Below are 18,282 nucleotides of genomic sequence, written 5' to 3' on the forward strand. Positions count from 1 at the left end.
CACCCCGTCCAAATCCCTAGGCCGACCGCATCAGCATCCCGAACAGATCGCGCGGATCGTCCGGATCGGCCAACAGATCGAGATCCATGTAGTAATCCGTGTCCCTGATCTGGTCGCGGATGAACCGCAGGGCGCTGAAATCCTCGATCGCGAAACCGACCGAATCAAACAGCGTGACCTGACGCGCGTCGCGGCGGCCCTGTGCCGTTCCGGTGATCACTTGCCACAATTCGGTAAAGGGGTGGTCGTCCGGCATCTGCTGCAACTCGCCCTCGATCCGGGTCTGGGGCGGATATTCCACGAACATATCGGCGCGGGCGACAATATCGCGGTGCAATTCCGTCTTGCCCGGGCAGTCACCGCCAATGGCGTTGATATGCACGCCGCTGCCGACCATGTTGTCAGTCAGGATGGTGGCGTTCTGTTTGTCGGCAGTACAGGTGGTCAGGATCTGCGCGCCTTCGATGGCCTCTTCCGCGCTGGCACAGGCCACGACGGTCAGACCAGAGGACGCCAGATTGCGCGCGACTTTCTCGGTTGCCTTGGAATCGATGTCGAACAGCCGCACGCTGTCGATGCCGACGATGGCCTTCATCGCCAGGGTCTGAAATTCCGCCTGCGCACCATTGCCGATCATCGCCATGGTTGTCGCGCCCTTCGGCGCGAGGTATTTCGCCGCCATCGCCGATGTCGCCGCCGTGCGCATCGCGGTCAGGATGGTCATCTCGGTCAGCAGCACCGGATAGCCGGTATAGACATCCGCCAGAAGCCCAAAGGCGGTCACGGTTTGCAGACCCTCCTTGGTATTCTTTGGGTGGCCATTGACGTATTTGAAGCCATAGGCCTCGCCATCCGAGGTCGGCATCAACTCGATCACCCCGACATCGGAATGCGACGCCACGCGCGGGGTCTTGTCAAAAAGCTCCCAGCGGCGGAAATCGTCTTCGACGTAGCCCGCCAGTGCCGTCAGCATCGGTTCCACCCCGATATGGTGGATCAGCCGCATCATGTTGTCGACCGAGACAAACGGCACGAGGGCCTTGCCCGAGGGCTGCAGCGCGTTGGATTTCATCATTTCACCACTCATCAATAGGCCCGCGTCGGGCGGTCAAAGACACGGCGGCCAAGGGCTGATGCCGCAAGATCGACCATCACCTGCGCAGTGCGGCCGCGTTCATCAAGAAAGGGGTTCAATTCGACCATATCCATCGAGGTCATGAGCCCACTGTCACAGATCAGCTCCATCACCAGATGCGCCTCGCGGATGGTGACGCCGCCGGGTACGGTGGTGCCCACCGCAGGGGCCACCGCCGGGTCGAGGAAGTCGACATCCAGCGAGACATGCAATGCGCCACCGGCGGCGGCCACCCGGTCGAGAAAGGCGGTCAGCGGCAGGCCAATGCCGTTTTCATCAATCGAGCGCATGTCGTGATAAAGCACGTCGCTGTCCTGCAACATCGCCCGTTCTGCCGGATCAACGGAACGCAGCCCGATGATACAGATGTTTTCTTCGGGCACCGGCGTTGTCACCTTCGGAAAACCGGCAAAGCCGGATCGACCGGTGGCATAGGCCAGCGACGTGCCGTGCAGATTGCCAGAGGTTGTGGTGTCGGCGGTGTGAAAATCGCTATGGGCATCCAGCCACAGAACAAACTGCGGGCGGCCCTTGGCGGCGGCATGGGCCGCAACGCCGGGCACCGTGCCCAGTGAAATCGCGTGATCGCCACCCAGAAATATCGGCAGCCCGCGCGTCATCGCCTGTTCCGCTTCGCGCATCAGCCGATAGGTCCAGGCAATGGTTTCCTGAGGTTTGTGCAGGCGGGTTTCGCCGGTGTCCTCGGGGTGGCTGGCCGGGCTGAGGTTGCCATCATCAATCACCTTCAGGCCCAGATCACGCAGCGCGCGTGCCAGCCCGGCGGTGCGAAAGGCATCCGGCCCCATCAGGCAACCATCACGTCGCGCGCCGCTGTCCATCGGCGCACCAATCAAAAGGCAGGTTTTGGGCTTCATCTTGCAATCCTTGTTACGGGGCCTTGTTCAAGGGCTGTGTCGCGGGTTGCCGACAGTATTGCGGAAAAAACGGTTGCATTGCAGCGGTCAAAGTGGCCGTATCGCGCAGTCATTTATCAAAACGAAAGCAGAAAGCTCCGAAATGGACGACACAGATCAAAAACTGATTGCCGCCTTGCGCCACAATGCGCGTGCCTCGCTGTCGGATCTGGCGGCGCAACTGGGGCTTTCGCGCACGACGGTGCGGTCGCGGATCGAACGTTTGCAAATCCGGGGGGATATCGTCGGCTTTACCGTAGTGCTGCGCGGCGATACCGCGCGCGATCCGGTGCGCGGTCTGATGATGATCGGGATCGAGGGGCGGGGCACCGACCGCATCACCCGCCAGCTACACGGCATGCCAGAGGTGCGCGCGCTGCATTCCACCAACGGACGTTGGGATATCATCGCCGAGATCGGTGCCGCCACGCTGGAAGAATTGGACAAGGTTCTGGCCCATATCCGGCGGTTGGATGGTGTCGCGAATTCTGAAACCAGTCTGTTGCTGGCCACTCGAAAATCCGGCTAGGGCAAGGGGCGCGCAGGTTGCTCTGTCAGCTTGTTGCGCGCGCCGCGCGCAGCCAGACCAGCACCAACAGGATCGAAAAGATCGCATTCCAATTGGCCATGGTCAGCCCAAACAAAAAGGGATCAAACGCGTCACACATCACCAGTGCCGGCACATCACTGCCACCGGGCAAAAGATCGCCACCGCTCAGATCACCCAGCGCATTACCGTTTCCGGTGCAGCTGGACGGGCCCAGCCAATATTTGCGTTCGACCCCGCTGTGGTAAATTGCGATCCCCGCCGTCGCGGCCGCCGCCAGTGCGCCGAATACGGGCAATACACGCCCCGGAAACAGAAATGCCAATGCCCCGATCAGGATCGCCGCCGCATGCGGCCAGCGCTGCCACAGGCACATGGCACAGGGCGCCCAGCCCAAGGCCTGAAACACAAAGGCCCCGCCAAGCAATGCGACAGACCCCAAGGTGGCCAGAGAGATGTACATTTTTCGGGTCATGGAAACTTCACCACAAGAAATCCGCCGATCAACACGGCCATGAACAGGGTCAACGCCAGCCCCAGCCGACGTTCGATGAAATCCCGGATCGGCGCGCCAAAGTAATACAGCAGCCCCGCCACCAGAAAGAACCGAATCCCCCGCGCGATTATGGAGGTGATCAGGAAGGTCATCAACGGCATCCCGGTCCAGCCCGACATGATCGTGATCACCTTATAGGGAAAGGGCGTGATCCCGGCGACCAGCACCGCCCAGAAGCCAAAGTCATTGAACCGGGTGTTGAATTCGGCAATCGCATCGCCCTTGCCCAGGGCGGCCAGAATCGGCTGGCCGAGACTGTCGTAAAAGAACGCGCCAATCGCATAGCCCAGCAATCCGCCCAGCACCGATGACACCAGCGCCACCAGCGCAATCAACCAGGCCCGCGACGGTCGGGCGACAATCATCGGAATCATCAGCACATCCGGCGGGATCGGAAAAACCGAGCTTTCCACAAAGGAAACAAGGGCCAGAAACCACAACGCATGTGGGTGCTCAGCCAGGGCCAGGGTGCGGGTATACAGGTGGCGCATCATGATGGCGTCAGAGCATGGCACCGGGTCGGGGTCAAGAAGGGATAAAATCAGCAATTCCCCTCTGGACGAACTTGGAATCACAGGATAAAGACAACTTCCGTGCCCAAGTGGCGGAATGGTAGACGCAGGGGATTCAAAATCCCCCGCCTTAACGGGCGTGCCGGTTCGAGTCCGGCCTTGGGTACCACTATCACAGGCTTGTCCTGTGTAAGAGAAAACCGCCGATCCCAGGATCGGCGGTTTTTCCGTTTTTGGTGCTGTGTCATCCCGCAGATGGTCCGCGGTGGGCATTTAGCCCTGTCCGTTATTCACACATCCGGCGAATATCCTGCGGTGTCCGGCCTTCGGCGCGATAGGTGGCAATGGCGCGGGCATCATCGCGTTTGGCCAGCCGTTTGCCCGCCTCATCGCGGATCAGCCGGTGATGGTGATACATCGGCGTGGGCAGGCCAAGCAGGTGTTGCAGCACCACATGAATGCGCGTCGCCTCAAACAGGTCTGCGCCACGCACGACATCGGTGATCTTTTGCTCTGCGTCGTCGACCACAATGGCGAGGTGATAACTCGCGGCCATGTCCCGGCGGCTCAGCACGACATCACCAACTGTGTCGATCATATCCGCCGCTTCGATCCGGTGCTGTCCGGGGTGGTGTAGAGTTTCATGAAAGTGTTTATTTTCCATGCCTTGCACGACCATCTTGATGTCAAGCCTGAGCGCGGTGTCCTGCGGCATATCGCCGGTGCGGCGCGCGCCACGACAGGTGCCGGGATAGACAATCCCGTCAGGTCCGTGGATGGGCGCGCCTTCCTGCGGGGCGTTTGCAGCGGCCTGAATGTCGCGCCGGGTGCAGGTACAGGGATAGAGCAGCCCACGATCCCAAAGCGTTTGCAATGCGTCGCGATACTGTTGGCTGCGCTCGGATTGACGCCAGACCGGATCCGGCCAATGCAGCCCAAGCCAATGCAGATCGTCAATGATCTGTGCCTCCCATTCCGGACGCGCGCGGCTTTGGTCGATGTCGTCGATCCTGAGGTGAAACACGCCCCCCTGCGCCCGGGCCATGTCAAACGCGGTACGCGCAGAGAAGGCATGGCCCAGATGCAAGGGGCCGGTGGGCGAAGGCGCAAATCTGGTTCGAAACGTCATGATTTCAGCGCCTTATGCCGCTTTTTTCAGGCCGCATCTGAGCGGGAGGCACCCAACCATTCCTGCCAGGCTTCTTTGGCGCGGTCGGTATAGGCCTTGTAACGGTCCTTGCGTCCGCGCCGTCCACCTTTGAGCCCATCAACCGGGCGAAACAGGCCAAAATTGACGTTCATCGGCTGAAATGTCTTGGCTTCGGCCCCGCCGGTGATGTGGTGGATCAGGGCGCCCATGGCGCTGTCCTGTGGCACATCCGGCAAAGGATGCCCGAGGATGTCCGCCGCCGCCATCCGGCCCGCCAGAAGCCCCATAGCGGCGCTTTCGACATAGCCTTCGACCCCGGTGATCTGACCGGCAAATCGGATATTTGGCTGCGATTTCAGCCGCATCTGGCTGTCGAGCAAGGTCGGGGAATTGATGAATGTGTTGCGGTGGATACCGCCAAGACGGGCGAAACTGGCGTCTTCCAGACCGGGGATCATGCGCAGCACTTCTTTTTGTGCGCCGTATTTCATCTTGGTCTGGAAACCGACAATATTATAGAGCGTGCCCAAGGCGTTATCGCGGCGCAGCTGCACCACGGCATAGGCTTTGACATCGGGTTGATGCGGGTTGGTCAGGCCTACGGGCTTCATCGGACCAAAGCGCAGCGTTTCGCGCCCGCGTTCGGCCATCACCTCGATCGGGAGGCAGCCGTCGAAATATCCGGCGGTTTCGCCTTCGTGAAACTCGGTCTTGTCGGCGGCCAGAAGGGCGTCGATGAACGCCTCGTATTGCTCTTTGTCCATCGGGCAGTTGAGATAGGCTTTTTGCTCTTCCTCGGTCTCGCCCTTGTCATAGCGTGACTGCATCCAGGCCTTGGTCATGTCGATGCTGTCGGCATAGACAATTGGCGCGATGGCGTCGAAAAACGCCAATGCGTCTGCGCCGGTCTCGGCCCGGATGGCTTCGCCAAGGGTGCCGGATGTCAGCGGGCCGGTGGCAATGATCCACTGGCCATCGCGCGGCAATTCGGTGATCTCGCCGTAATCCACCCGCACATTGGGCAGGGCGGTCAGCGCGGCGGTCACATCCTCGGCAAAGGGATCGCGGTCAACCGCCAGCGCGCCACCGGCGGGCAGGCGATGTTTGTCAGCGGTGGCCATGATGATGCCATCCGCAGCACGCATTTCCCAATGCAGCAGCCCGACGGCGTTTTGTTCGTCATCATCCGAGCGGAAGGAATTGGAACAGACCATTTCCGCCAGATTGCCGGTGCGATGGGCAAAGGTTTCGACCTTGGGACGCATTTCGTGGATCACCACGTTCACACCCAGTTTTGCCGCCTGCCAGGCCGCTTCGGATCCGGCCATGCCGCCGCCGACGATATGTAATTCTTGTGTCATGGCCGCCCACATACGCCGTTTTCAGCGCATGTCAAAGGGGGCTATTGTGACCAGCCCGGCGCGCGTTTTTCCAAAAAGGCGCTGATGCCCTCGGCAGTGTCCTTGTCCAGCATATTGTCCACCATCACCTGGCCCGCATGGGCATAGGCGGCGTCCAGTTCCATTTCGGCCTGGGCATAGAATGTCTCTTTGCCGATTCGCACCGCAGTTGCCAGTTTTGCGGCGACCTGTTCCGCCAGTGCTGCGGTTTCCGCCGCCAATGCGCCCGCGGGCACCACGCGGTTGATCAGGCCAAGGTTTTCGGCCTGGTCGGCTTCGATGAACTGGCCGGTGGTCAACATCTCAAACGCTTTTTTGCGGGGAATGTTGCGGGTCAGCGCGACCATGGGCGTGGAACAAAACAGCCCGATGTTGACGCCATTGACGCCAAACCGGGTGCCTTCGGCGGCGACGGCCATGTCGCAACTGGCGACCAATTGACAGCCGGCAGCGGTGGCAATGCCATGCACCTGGGCGATGACCGGCTGGGGCAGGCGGGTCAGCCCGGTCATCACGCTGGCACAGCGGTTGAACAAATCGGCGAAATAGGCGCGACCGCCGTCGGGATTTGCCCGGCCCGCTGTCATCTGTTTCAGATCGTGACCGGCGCAGAATGCCTTGCCTGTGCCAGAAATCACCACAACCCGAATGGTTTGATCCACTGCCAGCGCATCAATCTGCGCCTGAAGCGCCGCCAGCATTTCATCGCTGAGCGCATTCAACCGTTCCGGCGCGTTCATCGTCAGATATGCCACCGCGCCGCTGTTGATCCGTTCCAAAATCGCCATATTGCCCTCCTGCCATTTGCAGGTCAGCTTAGTCGGGGGATTGTACGGAGGAAAGCATGACGCTCAAAATGGATGCCAAAGAGATGGCCAGTTTTCTGGATGAGGTGTTTCCCCAGGTGCGGGGCATGTTTTCCATCGACCGGATGGATCCGGATCTTTTGGTGATGCGGCTACATGTGTCGGACCAGCATTTGCGCCCCGGTGGCACGGTGTCGGGGCCGGCAATGTTTTCGCTGGCGGATGTCGGGGCCTATGTTGCGACCATGGCGCGGATCGGGCCGCAGGCGCTGGCGGTGACCACCAATTGTTCGATTGATTTCATGCGCAAACCCGTGGCGGGGGTGGATGTGCTGGGCGAATTCCGGGTGTTGAAGCTGGGGCGCAGTTTAAGCGTGGTCGACTGTCTGTTGTTTTCCGAAGGCGCGGGCGCGCCGGTGGCGCGGGCCAATCTGACCTATTCGATCCCGCCCCGGGGCTGATCTGGGGGGCAGGTGTGTCAGGCCATGAGATCCCGGATCATGTCCGGGATGGGGGCTGCGACAGGTGCGTAGATGGGAACCGTCCTGACAACAGGGAAGTGCAAACTGAAAAAGGGCCCGGGATAGCCCGGGCCAAGGAAGAGGTCTGACAGGGTCAGGGATCTTAACCCCGCCAGAACGGGCGAACGACCTCTTTCGCGGCCATGTCGCGCGTGACGCCAATGTCATCGAGAAGATGATCACTGAGTTGTTTCAAATGGTTGCGGCTTCGGCGGTTGGCCTCCCATTTTGCGATCGCCACGACGATCTTCAGCGCCACCGTGGTAAACGGCGTCAGGGTGCGGCCATCAAGATAGCCGAGTCCATGGGCGGAGGATGCGTTGTGGTGTGCCATGAGAGGGTCCTTTCCAATTGTATTGACACAATGCGGCTATTTGCCGTAATTATGGGATACAATACGGCGGGATTTTGGTCTATGGAATTATTGTGATGGGTACAATTTCGGTTGATGATGTATCGCAGTTTGAGGGGCCAAAGTATCGGGCCGTGGCCGCAGCAATCCGGCAGAAAGTTGCAGACGGCAGGTTGCCCGTCGGCGGCAAGCTCCCACCGGTGCGCGAGATGGCCTGGGCCTTGCAGATCACGCCCGGTACGGTGGCGCGGGCCTATTCGGTCCTGACCGATGAGGGGCTTTTGACCGCAGAGGTCGGGCGGGGTACATTTGTGGCTGCGCCAACGCCGGATGCAAACAATATTCCGCCGCTCTTGATACAATATGCCACCCGAGACTCGGATACCGTGTCTTTGACCAGTCCCAGCCTGCCGGATGTCGGGCAGGTGGGGCTAATTCGGCGCGCATTGCGACAGGTGGCAGAGAGCGCCGAGGTTGATTTTCTGAACTATCCGGCGGCCAAACCCTATGAACCGGCGCGACAGGCGGCGGCAAATTGGGTGAACGCTGGCCATCTGGGGCAGATCCATGCCAATGATGTGGTCCTCACCCATGGCGGTCAGAACGGCATTTCGCTGGTGATGCAATGTGTCTTGCGCGGGCGGCGGCCGGTCATTCTGGTCGAAGAGCTGTGTTATCCCGGCTTTCGCCGCGCGGCGGAATTGCTGCGCGCCGATGTGGTGCCGGTGCCGATGGACGCGCATGGGCTGATCCCGCAAGAGCTTGAGCGGCTTGCACAAATGCATTCGGCGCAATTGCTTTGTACCTCGCCAGAGGTGCAAAGCCCGACAGTGTTGCACACGCCGTTGGCGCGCCGAAAAGAGATTGCAGCGGTGGCTGAACGCTGTGGTTTTGATATCCTTGAAGACGAATGTTACCGGCTGAGCGAGGCCAGTTCGCCCAGCTATCGTGTGTTGCTGCCATCCCAGAGCTTCTATGTGGCTTCGATCTCGAAATCCTTGACGCCGGCATTGCGCATCGGCTTTGCCGTCGCGCCCAAATCGCGGGGAAATGCGCTGCGGCGTGCGGCGGAAAACGGATTTTTCGGTCTGTCACGGCCATTGGCGGAAATGGTGGAAATCCTGCTGAGCGATCCTGCCACGCGGGATGCCGCCACGGCGGTTCAGGCAGAGGTGGCGCGCTATGTGCGTGCGGCGGTCAATGCGCTGGGGCGGTATGATCTGACATGGCATGAGAACATCCCGTTCTTCTGGCTGCGTCTGCCGACGGGGTGGCGGGCGGCGGCATTTTGCCAGGCGGCCGAGGCCGAGGGGCTTCGAATTCGCAGCGCCGAAGATTTTGCCCTGCGCGATGCGCGTGTCCCACATGCGGTGCGCATCGCGGTCAATGCCCAGATCACAATTCAATCGTTTGAGGCCGCAATGGACCGGTTGCGGCGATTGCTGGACGATCCACCAGAGAATATCGGCGTTTAAGTGGGGTAAATAGATACCTATTTTGCAAGGCATTGTAAACAAGGGAATATTTCGACTTAACCCGACTTGACTGCGCATTTGCAACCTTTATAACCCGGCCATCGAATTTGGTGGCGTGACCTGTGCGCGCCCGCACTCAAGACCTAAGGGTACACCCGATATGAAAACCTTCTCTGCGACTCCGGCAGATATCGAAAAGAAATGGATCGTGATCGACGCCGAAGGCGTGGTTCTTGGCCGTCTCGCTTCGATCATCGCCACCCGCCTGCGCGGCAAGCACAAGCCTTCGTTCACGCCCCACATGGATTGCGGTGACAATGTCATCGTCATCAATGCTGACAAGATCCAGTTGACCGGCAAGAAGCGCGAAGAAAACCATTACTGGCACACCGGCCATCCGGGCGGCATCAAGCAGCGCACCAAGCAGCAGATCCTCGAGGGCAAGTACCCCGAGCGCGTCGTGACCCTCGCGGTCAAGCGCATGCTGCCGGGCAACCGTCTGAGCCGCGTTCAGATGACCAACCTGCGCGTCTATGCCGGCACCGATCACCCGCATGAGGCGCAAAGCCCCGAAGTGCTGGATGTGAAAAACATGAACTCGAAAAACACCCGGGTGGCGAAATAATGGCTGACCAAATCAACACTCTCGAAGACCTGAACGCCGTTGCCGGCGTTGAGACCGTGGTCGAGATCGAAGCCCCGCGTGAGCCTGTTCGTGATGAATTGGGCCGGTCCTATGCCACTGGCAAGCGTAAAGATGCGGTTGCCCGCGTCTGGATCAAGCCGGGTTCCGGCAAGGTTTCGGTCAACGGTCGCGAAATGAAAGCGTATTTCGCCCGTCCCGTGCTGCAAATGATTCTGCGTCAGCCGTTCACCGTTGCTGGTGTCGAAGACCAGTTCGACGTGATGGCCACCGTCAAGGGCGGCGGTTTGTCCGGTCAGGCCGGTGCGGTCAAGCATGGTATTTCCAAAGCGCTGCAGCTTTATGATCCCTCCTTGCGTGGCGCATTGAAAGCCGCAGGCTTCCTGACCCGCGACTCGCGCGTTGTGGAACGGAAAAAATACGGTAAGCGCAAAGCGCGCCGGAGCTTCCAGTTCTCGAAGCGTTAAGCGTTTCACACCAATCTTTGCAAAAGGCCGCTCTCTTGGGCGGCCTTTTCATTTGGCGCGGGGCTCATTGGCCCTTTTGGGCCGCTTCGCAAGGAATGTCCGCAAGGGCTTGACGTGCGGGCGACAAAGACGGACTTCTTTGCCATGACGGAATATCGGATCGAAGATGCCGGCCAATTGGCCAAGGTGGTGCAGGGCAAGGTCGACAAGACCCGCCTGACGTTGTTTTCCACCATGAAAAACGAAATGGCGTTCCTGCCTGCGTTTCTAAGCCATTACCGATCCATCGGCTTTGAACAGTTTCTGATTTTCGACGATGCCTCGGACGATGGCACGTTTGAATATTTGTCGGCCCAACCCGATTGCGTTGTGATGCAGTCGCGGCTGACTTTTGGCGACGAGGTGCGGTATCGCGACCCGGACGGCGAATTGCATGTCGAACGCGCCGGCAGCTATTTCAAAATAGCCTTGCCGCATATGTTTTTTGACAACGCCTTTGTCGCTTATGTCGATGCGGATGAGTTCATGTTTCTGCCGCCCGGTGTGACATCTGTTGCGGATGTGGTCGATCGTTTGCGCCAGCAGGGGGCGACATCGGCCATTGCATCTGTGGTCGAGTTTTTTCCCGCAGATGTCAGCGGGTTGACCGGCGACATGCCGCACAGTTTCCAGGGATTGTTGCAGGCCTACGGTTATTTTCAATCAGAACGCCTGGTGCAGTTGATCCCGGGACAGATGCCGCAGTTGCAGGGGAAATCCAAAACGGCGCGGCTGTTTGGACAGTTCGGGGTGGCGCCCAAGGTCGCGCGCAAGGGCTTGCAGCGGCTCTACATGTCGTCGCGTGCCAAGAAGGCCCAGCAGTTCCAGAAATCCCCGCGCCACAAAACGCCGCTGGTATGCCGCAGTGATACAAGTCGCCTGACCGGGTCACATGCCGCGAATTTACCGCCGAGTGACACGGTCCTGCTGACCATCGCGCATTTTGTCTTTACCGCCCAATTCGCCGACAAGATCGCGCGGGCGCAATCCTGGGGAGCCCATGCCAACGGGGCGGCGAAATATCGCTATTACGCCGAGCTTCTGGACAAGATGCAGGCGGAACAGGGCCGTTTCCTCGACGAGAATTCGGTGAAATTTCAAGATGTTCAGCAGTTCATGGACTGCGGTTTGATGACCTATCCCAACACATAACGTGCCGAGGGCCAAAGCGTCGCGATCTGCGGCAGGCGGGCGGCCACCGCATGGTAGACCGGCGCATAATGGCGGGCGATTTCGGCGGTCAGATCCTCTGGCACACCTGATCCCTTGGCGCGTGCATTGACCTTTTGCGCGCCGGCCTCTGCCTCGACCGGGACTTCGGCGAACCGCGCCAGGGCGGTGATGCCGGTTGGTGTGAACAGATCCTCAAACAGGCATATATGCATGTTTTCGCGGGAAAATTCAGTATCCAGTGCCGCCAGTGTCATATCATATCGGGTGCGGGCTGCGGCCTCGTTCGTGGCATAGAAATCCCGCAGGGCCGTGTCGTTGTTGTCCTGTGTCGGCACCCGGCCGCGTTCCATTTCCATCCGCAGATGTGATCGAATGCGGTCGACCGGGTCGCGCATGGAAAAGATCGGTTTGACCGTGATCCCGGCGGCGTCAAATCCGGTTTTGATCTTGGCCAGCAGCGGCGCGGGCAGGGCGGCATAGCTGGGGGTGATGTCACCGGTCATGGTGATGTCAGGCTGGTTCAGCAGTTTGGCGAAATAGGAGAAATACTGGCGCCGGTCCTGTTGCAGGCGCCAGCGAAGATAGGCGGCAGGTTCCGCCAGCCCCAAGCGGCGTTTGGTCTCTGCGCGCAGGATCTCCAGCTTTGATGGGTCCGCGACGCGGTAGCGGGCAAAGACCGAGCCAAGGTCGCTCTCCCAGACCTGATATTCGCCCAGGCGGCCAAAATCCGCGCCTGGTTGACGATTCAGATAGGCCTGTATCCAGCTTGATCCGCATTTCTGCCCGCCGAGCCCCAGAAAAAATGTCTTGTCGCCCATGGTATGCCCTTAGGTATCAGGCGGGATCAGGCCAAGACCCCGCAGGTAAATGCCAATGCCGGTTTCCAGCAGATCTTCGGGGGGATAGGGGCTGCGCGTGCCGGGTGATCCGCGGGCGAAAAGCTCGACTACGCCGTGGCTGAGCGCCCAGATATGGGCGGAAAACATGGCCGCAGGCGGGCGTTTGTCCGCCGGGATATGTTCGGACAACCCCAGCGCCGCCTTTTCCAACACATCGCGTGCCCGCGACGATGCTGCGGCCAGATCCGGTGTGCGATTGACCGAGACACCGCTTTCAAACATCGCGATATAATGGCCGGGATGCTTGCGCGCAAAGGCCAGATAGGCCCGCCCCGTGGCCTCAAACGCGGCCAGCGCACTGGGTTTTCCGCCGGAATAGGCGAAATCCATCACATCGGCAAAGATCTCATACCCCTGAAGGGCACATTCCGCGATCAGGTCTTCGCGCCCTTCAAAATGGCGATAAACGGCAGCCGGGGTCACACCCGCCTGTTTCGCGGCCTCGGACAGGGTGAAACCGGTTGGGCCGCGATCCTCGATCAGCCGCAGAGCGGCATCAATCAAAGCCTGACGCAGATTGCCGTGATGATAGCCACGTTTAGACATTGGTTGCGTTGGCGCGCCACAGATCCGGTCCGCCGGCAATCAGGCGGTCAATCTCGCCCAATGCGTCGACGTCTTTGTTGGCATAGTCGATGCCCGCCAGAACACTGCGAATGGCGTTGATCCGCGCCCGTCGTTTGTCGTCACTGCGCACCACGGTCCAGGGGGCCACATCGGTATGGCTGCGGTCCAGCGTTTCGCCGATGGCGGCGGTATATGCGTCCCAACGGTTCAACCCCTCGACATCAATCCAGCTCAGCTTCCAATGCTTCAACCGGTCGTTTTCGCGGGCCAGAAACCGGCGCAACTGTTCGCCGCGCCCGACATTCAGCCAAAGCTTGACCAGGATAATGCCTTCATCCACCAGCATTTTTTCGAAATCAGGCACTTGGTTGAAAAAATGTTCGCGTTGGTCATCGGTGCAAAAGTCAAACACCTTTTCCACCACGCCGCGATTGTACCACGACCGATCAAACAGAACGATTTCACCTGCCGCCGGCAGATGCTGGATATAGCGTTGGAAATACCATTGCGTGGCTTCCTTGTCCGTTGGTTTGCCCAGGGCCACGACGCGCGCCACACGTGGGTTCAGGTTTTCCCGGAACCGTTTGATTGTGCCGCCCTTGCCGGATGCATCGCGGCCTTCGAACACCACGGTAACCCGTGCGCCGCTGTCCTTGGCCCAGGCTTGCAGCTTGACCAATTCGATCTGTAACGCCGACATCGCTTTTTCATAGGCCTTGCGCGGCATCCGTTCGCCATAGGGAAAGCCCTCGGCCAGAATGTCGCCTTTTTCCGCGCGTTTGATCGCGTCGCGAATCTTTTTCGGGGCGTCTTTTTCGAAATAGGTGCTGATTGCGCCGTCGAACGGTCGTGCCATAGTCTTTGCCAAAGGGGGCCTCGCATATTTTTCAGTAAATATGGACCTTTGGGCGCGGTGTTGCAATGTTAATGGGGTTCACGAAACCCGGCGTTATTGGCGGCGCGATGCACGGCGTCGATCACAAGGTCGGGATCGGCGTGATGCGGCATATGGCCGACGCCGGGCATGCGGATCAGGTTGGCGTTGGGCAACTGACGGCTGAGCGGTTCAGAGTGCACAGCAAGCGGCACAATGGTGTCGTCTTCGCCATGCAGGATTTCCGCTGGCATGGTCAGGCTGGGGTATTGCGCCGACATTTCCACCACGGCGGGCCGCAGGGTGGCGATTTGGCTGGCATTGGCGCGCAGGCTGTCACGGCGCAGCGTCAGCCCCGCACCAATCCGGGCGCCATATCCCGGCGGCACCTGTTGCGGAGCAAAAATACCCTCCAACGCGCTGGAAATCCGCGACTTTGGCGCAAAGGCGGTGATCAGTGGCACCACCAAACGCCCCCCCAGCCAAGAGGCATTAACGTGGTAAAGCGTGTCGATCCCACCGGGCCAGGGGTTCGACACCGCCCCAAGAAGAACCAGCGCACGGGTCTCCTCTGGGCGTTCCAGGGCCCAGGCCAGCGCCACCGCCCCGCCAAAGGAATGGCCAAGCACAACCGGGTTTTTGACGCCCAGTTTGTCGGCGGCCCTTTGCAGCAACCGCGCCTGTTCCTGTGGGGTTTCACCATGGCTGTGCAGCCGTTCGGTCCAGCCCAATCCGGGCCGGTCCAGCGCAATCACCCGAAAATCCCGGCTGAGCGGTTCGATCAACCCAAAGGTAAAGTCGCGCAGATTGCCCGATGCCCCATGCAGCATCACCAGATCCGGGCCTTCGCCCCGCACCAGCGCATGCACGCTTATGCCATCGACATCCAGAATGCGGCCGGTTGGACCGAATTCCGCTTCTGCCCGGGCCTCGACAAAATCGGCCCGGCGGTCGATCAGAAAATTCCCCCCCGCCAACGCGGCAACACACAGCAAGGCAAGGGGCAAATGCGGGATCATGTCAGCGCCGAAGGTCCGTGGATTTGCTACCGATTTCGGCAAGGTCATACGGGGTTGTCAGATAGATCTCGCTGATCCAATTGCCGTAGAGCAAATGCGCGTGACTGCGCCACCGGTTCTGCGGCTTCTTTGAGGCGTCATCATCCGGGTAATAATTGACGGGCACATTGATCGGCGTGCCGCCAGCGACATCGCGGTCATATTCGTCTTTCAAAGACGCGCTGTCATATTCAAAATGGTTGAAGATATAAAGCGCGCGGTGGGCGCGATCTTCGACCAGACAGGGGCCAACCTGATCGCTGCCCAGCAAGGTGCGCAACCCATCGGCATTGTCGATTTCCGGTTGCTTCATCTCTGTCCAGCGGCTGACGGGGATGACGCAATCATCGGAAAAGCCGCGAAGATAGGGTGATGCAGGCTCCAGATTGGCATGACGAAAACAGCCAAATGCCTTTGCATCCAGCAGATGTTTCTGCACCCCGTGGAAATAATTGATCATCGCCATACCGCCCCAGCACACGCCAAAGGTGGAATGGACATGGGTCTGTGTCCAGTCAAAAACCTCGCACAATTCATCCCAATAGGTCACATCCTCGAACGGCAGATGTTCGATCGGGGCACCGGTGATGATCAGACCATCGAATTTCTCGTCCCGAACCTCGCGGAAGGGGCGATAGAAATTTTCCATATGCTCGGCGCTGGTGGTTTTGGATTCATGTTCGCTCATCCGGATGAGCGACAGTTCGATCTGCAGCGGCGAGGCCCCAATCAACCGGGCAAATTGCGTTTCGGTTGCGATCTTCTTGGGCATCAGGTTCAACAGCGCGATGCGCAGCGGGCGAATATCCTGATGCGCGGCCTGACCTTCCGACATGACCATCACGCCCTCGCGCGAAAGCACGTCAAAGGCAGGCAGGTCGTCAGGCATCTTGATGGGCATCGGATTGGAACTCTTTTCAGGGTGTGGGAGGCCAATAGCTAGGCGGTTTACCCGCGTCGATCAATGGCTTGTGCGACCAAATTGTCAAAGCTTGCCTGGTCGGTCACGGCGGCGATTTCCTCGGCTGTGACGGTGACGCCCCAATTGCGCGCCATCGCCTGATAGAGCGGCTGACGGTGGGCCAGGGCGCGGCCATAGGTCCAGCGGATGAAATCATCGGGATCGACCGCGGCCTCGGGGCAGGATTTTTCAGCCAGATAATCCGCCCAGCAGCGGGCCAGGAATTGGGGCTGATAGGCCATGGGTTTGGGCGCGCGGTTGAACCGGCGAATCAATTCCTGGGTATGGGCATCGGACCCTTTGATCCAGATCATAAGCGTCTGGGATGACAGGGTTTTCAATATCGTATCATTGGGGTCTTCGGGATTGACCCATTCACAGATCGACCCGCCGGTGTCGCAGATGAAATCGCGGTACCCATAAAGCGCCTGCGCCCGTTCGATGAAATAACCGGTGTCCAAAAGGGCGCTGATTTCGGCCTGACGGAATTGTTCCTGACGGCGGGTGTATTCGGTCATTTCCATGCCGCCGCGCGTCGGGTCGCCCGGTTTGCCCAGATAGGTGGATACTGGCGCGAGGTTCGAAAACGAGATGTTGGAGCCGATAAAAATCGAATCCGACATCAACAGATCGCGCAGGAATGGCACCTGCATCGCGTGGGCCTTGGCATTGTCGGCGATATATTCGCCCATATAACGCGTGCCGATGCGGTAATCTATCGAGTAATGGAACCAACTGCCTGCATCCCGCAAGGTGTTGGAAACATGCGTTTTCCCCAGGCCGGACATGCCAAAGAACAACACGCGTTTCTGGTCCGCGTTGCGCCAGTCCGCGGCACTCTCATAGAGCATGGTCATCGTATGTGGCCTTGTGTTTTTTGCCCGAATTGTGATCGGTTAACACGAACGTGACACATGCAAAAGCCCCGCCGCAGGATTGCGCCGGGGCCGGTGATGACCTTCGTGGTCACATCAAAAGGCAAAGCCGATCGTGATGCCGAAACCGGTTGCTGTGTTGTCGGTGAAAACCGTGGGAGATCCGGTGTCTGCGTCGCCCAACCAGGCATGTTCGATGCCGGCGGTGATCTTGGCCGTGCCGAGGCGATAGCTGCCGCCGATTCCGACAGAAGTATAGCCGTCAGTGGGGGACAACCGGCTGGCAACGCCGCCTTTTTTCTCTTCATATCCGACGCGGGCAAACAGCGACAGATCGTCGGTCACCTGACGACCAACACCCAGTTGATAGGTGAAGACGTCATTGTCAAAGCTGGTGATTTCGCTGCCGGTTTCCGCCATATAGGCCCCCGGCGCGACCGACCATTTCGACCATTCGGTCCAGCGGATCGAGCCAAAGACCAGGGTCTTGGGGGCGACGCCGGATTGAAAATCAAGGGTGATCGACTGGGGCATGGTGATTGGTGCCTTGGTCGTGGTCGAAACCGCCGAAACCGTCGATGGCAATGACAGCTTGGTATAGCTTTCATCGGCGTCAAATTCATGTTCGATTTCAGAGCGATAGGTCAGTGCCACGCGCAATGCGTATTCCGGGATCTGATAGGCCGCGCCAACGACAAAGCCGACATCGGTTTCCGTCGAACTGGATGCGGTGTAATCGCTGATGATGCTGCCGGGCAGGGGTCCGCCACCCAGGGCCGCCGGGCCATCCGGGTCAGACGCGATATTGGCCAGTGTGACCGGCACCACAATATCCGCCGAAGAGGTCAGCAAGCTGGCCCCGCCATAGACGGCAAAGCGATCCGAAAAGTCGTATTTCACCAGCGTGTCGATGGCCGTGCTGCGCCATTTCGCGGTCAGACCTTCGTAAAATCCTTCGCCATAGGCGGCATTGGCCCCATATGGCTGTGACATCAGGACCGCAAAATCAAGCTGGTCGCTCAGCTGGATTTTAAGGCCAAAACCGATGTTGGTGCTTTTGCCGGCCATGTCGCCGGTGCCACCACCACCAAGGAACGCCGGATAATCGCCTTCGACGTTGGGGTTGGTTTGTTTGAACGAGAATTGTACATAATTGCCTTCTTCGAACAGGATCGACTCGGCCGGGCGGTCACGTTCGATTCCTCCCGCCTGAGCGATACCTGCAACAAGGCACACCGCTGACGCGGCACTGGCTACATATTTCATTGAATTTTCCTGTCTCTTCCCAGAAACCACGCTACTGGCAGGATGGTTTACCGGTCAATTATTGACCCAGCGTAAACCCTTGGGTTGTGCCG

At 59.4% G+C, this 18,282-nt stretch carries 21 protein-coding genes and 1 tRNA gene; 7 read left to right on the forward strand and 15 right to left on the reverse strand.

Features of this window, described 5'->3' with window-relative positions; all coding sequences use genetic code 11:
- Nucleotides 1–16: 16 nt before the first annotated feature.
- Together Q4577_RS05640 and rocF are read right to left on the reverse strand one after the other, a co-directional pair.
- Nucleotides 17–1,072: an ornithine cyclodeaminase gene (locus tag Q4577_RS05640; RefSeq protein WP_303469876.1), complete on the reverse strand. Its 1,056-nt coding sequence runs from the start codon at nucleotides 1,070–1,072 to the stop codon at nucleotides 17–19.
- A gap of 14 nt (nucleotides 1,073–1,086) precedes the next feature.
- Nucleotides 1,087–2,010, reverse strand: coding sequence for an arginase (gene rocF, locus Q4577_RS05645; protein WP_303469834.1), 924 nt, complete (start codon nucleotides 2,008–2,010; stop codon nucleotides 1,087–1,089).
- 142 nt (nucleotides 2,011–2,152) lie between these two features.
- Here rocF and Q4577_RS05650 point away from each other — a divergent pair, with 142 nt between their 5' ends.
- The gene (locus tag Q4577_RS05650; RefSeq protein WP_244687045.1) at nucleotides 2,153–2,578 is read left to right on the forward strand and encodes an Lrp/AsnC family transcriptional regulator; all 426 of its coding nucleotides are present in this window, start codon (nucleotides 2,153–2,155) and stop codon (nucleotides 2,576–2,578) included.
- Between the two features lie 25 nt (nucleotides 2,579–2,603).
- On the opposite strand, the gene Q4577_RS05655 is transcribed toward Q4577_RS05650, so the two are convergent.
- On the reverse strand, nucleotides 2,604–3,071 hold the full coding sequence (locus Q4577_RS05655; RefSeq protein WP_303469833.1) for a disulfide bond formation protein B: 468 nt from the start codon (nucleotides 3,069–3,071) through the stop codon (nucleotides 2,604–2,606).
- Nucleotides 3,068–3,646 (reverse strand): YqaA family protein, encoded by a 579-nt coding sequence (locus tag Q4577_RS05660; RefSeq protein ID WP_303469831.1) that lies wholly within the window; start codon nucleotides 3,644–3,646, stop codon nucleotides 3,068–3,070. The genes Q4577_RS05655 and Q4577_RS05660 overlap by 4 nt, the downstream gene beginning before the upstream one ends.
- Before the next feature lie 101 nt (nucleotides 3,647–3,747).
- On the opposite strand from Q4577_RS05660, the gene Q4577_RS05665 reads away from it, so the two are divergent.
- Nucleotides 3,748–3,833 (forward strand) — tRNA-Leu (locus Q4577_RS05665).
- 117 nt (nucleotides 3,834–3,950) lie between these two features.
- Here Q4577_RS05665 and gluQRS read toward each other — a convergent pair.
- From gluQRS to Q4577_RS05680, 3 genes are read right to left on the reverse strand one after another with little or no spacing between them, the layout of a single operon-like run.
- A complete protein-coding gene (gene gluQRS / locus Q4577_RS05670) occupies nucleotides 3,951–4,793 on the reverse strand; it encodes a tRNA glutamyl-Q(34) synthetase GluQRS (RefSeq protein WP_303469829.1) in 843 nt (280 codons plus the stop codon).
- 26 nt (nucleotides 4,794–4,819) lie between these two features.
- Entirely contained in the window at nucleotides 4,820–6,175 is a 1,356-nt protein-coding gene (gene trmFO / locus Q4577_RS05675; protein ID WP_303469828.1) for a methylenetetrahydrofolate--tRNA-(uracil(54)-C(5))-methyltransferase (FADH(2)-oxidizing) TrmFO, read from the reverse strand.
- Between the two features lie 41 nt (nucleotides 6,176–6,216).
- Nucleotides 6,217–7,002 (reverse strand): enoyl-CoA hydratase, encoded by a 786-nt coding sequence (locus Q4577_RS05680; RefSeq protein ID WP_244687033.1) that lies wholly within the window; start codon nucleotides 7,000–7,002, stop codon nucleotides 6,217–6,219.
- Nucleotides 7,003–7,058: 56 nt separating this feature from the next.
- On the opposite strand from Q4577_RS05680, the gene Q4577_RS05685 reads away from it, so the two are divergent.
- Nucleotides 7,059–7,481 (forward strand): PaaI family thioesterase, encoded by a 423-nt coding sequence (locus Q4577_RS05685; RefSeq protein WP_303469826.1) that lies wholly within the window; start codon nucleotides 7,059–7,061, stop codon nucleotides 7,479–7,481.
- A gap of 163 nt (nucleotides 7,482–7,644) precedes the next feature.
- Here the strand turns inward: Q4577_RS05685 and Q4577_RS05690 are convergent, their stop codons facing one another.
- Nucleotides 7,645–7,875 (reverse strand): DUF1127 domain-containing protein, encoded by a 231-nt coding sequence (locus tag Q4577_RS05690; RefSeq protein WP_244687029.1) that lies wholly within the window; start codon nucleotides 7,873–7,875, stop codon nucleotides 7,645–7,647.
- 95 nt (nucleotides 7,876–7,970) lie between these two features.
- Between Q4577_RS05690 and Q4577_RS05695 the strand changes: the two genes are divergently transcribed.
- The 4 genes from Q4577_RS05695 to Q4577_RS05710 all read left to right on the forward strand — a co-directional run bounded on the left by Q4577_RS05695 (nucleotide 7,971) and on the right by Q4577_RS05710 (nucleotide 11,669).
- Nucleotides 7,971–9,368, forward strand: a complete 1,398-nt coding sequence (locus Q4577_RS05695; RefSeq protein WP_303469824.1) for a PLP-dependent aminotransferase family protein — start codon at nucleotides 7,971–7,973, stop codon at nucleotides 9,366–9,368.
- Between the two features lie 160 nt (nucleotides 9,369–9,528).
- Nucleotides 9,529–9,993: a 50S ribosomal protein L13 gene (rplM, locus tag Q4577_RS05700; protein WP_244687679.1), complete on the forward strand. Its 465-nt coding sequence runs from the start codon at nucleotides 9,529–9,531 to the stop codon at nucleotides 9,991–9,993.
- Nucleotides 9,993–10,478, forward strand: a complete 486-nt coding sequence (gene rpsI / locus Q4577_RS05705; RefSeq protein WP_303469822.1) for a 30S ribosomal protein S9 — start codon at nucleotides 9,993–9,995, stop codon at nucleotides 10,476–10,478. The genes rplM and rpsI overlap by 1 nt, the downstream gene beginning before the upstream one ends.
- Before the next feature lie 144 nt (nucleotides 10,479–10,622).
- Complete coding sequence (locus Q4577_RS05710) at nucleotides 10,623–11,669, forward strand: glycosyltransferase family 2 protein (RefSeq protein WP_303567602.1); 1,047 nt, start codon at nucleotides 10,623–10,625, stop codon at nucleotides 11,667–11,669.
- Here the strand turns inward: Q4577_RS05710 and Q4577_RS05715 are convergent.
- The 7 genes from Q4577_RS05715 to Q4577_RS05745 all read right to left on the reverse strand — a co-directional run bounded on the left by Q4577_RS05715 (nucleotide 11,654) and on the right by Q4577_RS05745 (nucleotide 18,190).
- Complete coding sequence (locus tag Q4577_RS05715; RefSeq protein ID WP_303469819.1) at nucleotides 11,654–12,508, reverse strand: hypothetical protein; 855 nt, start codon at nucleotides 12,506–12,508, stop codon at nucleotides 11,654–11,656. The two genes, Q4577_RS05710 and Q4577_RS05715, sit on opposite strands and share 16 nt — an antisense overlap.
- Nucleotides 12,509–12,517: 9 nt before the next feature.
- Complete coding sequence (locus tag Q4577_RS05720; RefSeq protein WP_244687023.1) at nucleotides 12,518–13,135, reverse strand: TetR/AcrR family transcriptional regulator; 618 nt, start codon at nucleotides 13,133–13,135, stop codon at nucleotides 12,518–12,520.
- Nucleotides 13,128–14,012, reverse strand: a complete 885-nt coding sequence (gene ppk2 / locus Q4577_RS05725) for a polyphosphate kinase 2 (protein WP_303469818.1) — start codon at nucleotides 14,010–14,012, stop codon at nucleotides 13,128–13,130. The genes Q4577_RS05720 and ppk2 overlap by 8 nt, the downstream gene beginning before the upstream one ends.
- Nucleotides 14,013–14,080: 68 nt before the next feature.
- Nucleotides 14,081–15,097, reverse strand: coding sequence for an alpha/beta fold hydrolase (locus tag Q4577_RS05730; RefSeq protein ID WP_303469817.1), 1,017 nt, complete (start codon nucleotides 15,095–15,097; stop codon nucleotides 14,081–14,083).
- The gene (gene metA, locus Q4577_RS05735; protein WP_303469816.1) at nucleotides 15,051–15,989 is read right to left on the reverse strand and encodes a homoserine O-succinyltransferase; all 939 of its coding nucleotides are present in this window, start codon (nucleotides 15,987–15,989) and stop codon (nucleotides 15,051–15,053) included. The genes Q4577_RS05730 and metA overlap by 47 nt, the downstream gene beginning before the upstream one ends.
- Nucleotides 15,990–16,036: 47 nt before the next feature.
- Nucleotides 16,037–16,900: an ATPase gene (locus Q4577_RS05740; RefSeq protein WP_303469875.1), complete on the reverse strand. Its 864-nt coding sequence runs from the start codon at nucleotides 16,898–16,900 to the stop codon at nucleotides 16,037–16,039.
- Between the two features lie 120 nt (nucleotides 16,901–17,020).
- Nucleotides 17,021–18,190, reverse strand: a complete 1,170-nt coding sequence (locus Q4577_RS05745; protein WP_303469815.1) for an OmpP1/FadL family transporter — start codon at nucleotides 18,188–18,190, stop codon at nucleotides 17,021–17,023.
- Nucleotides 18,191–18,282: the final 92 nt, after the last annotated feature.

This window comes from Marinovum sp. 2_MG-2023 (assembly GCF_030548265.1).
Taxonomy (GTDB): Bacteria; Pseudomonadota; Alphaproteobacteria; order Rhodobacterales; family Rhodobacteraceae; genus Marinovum.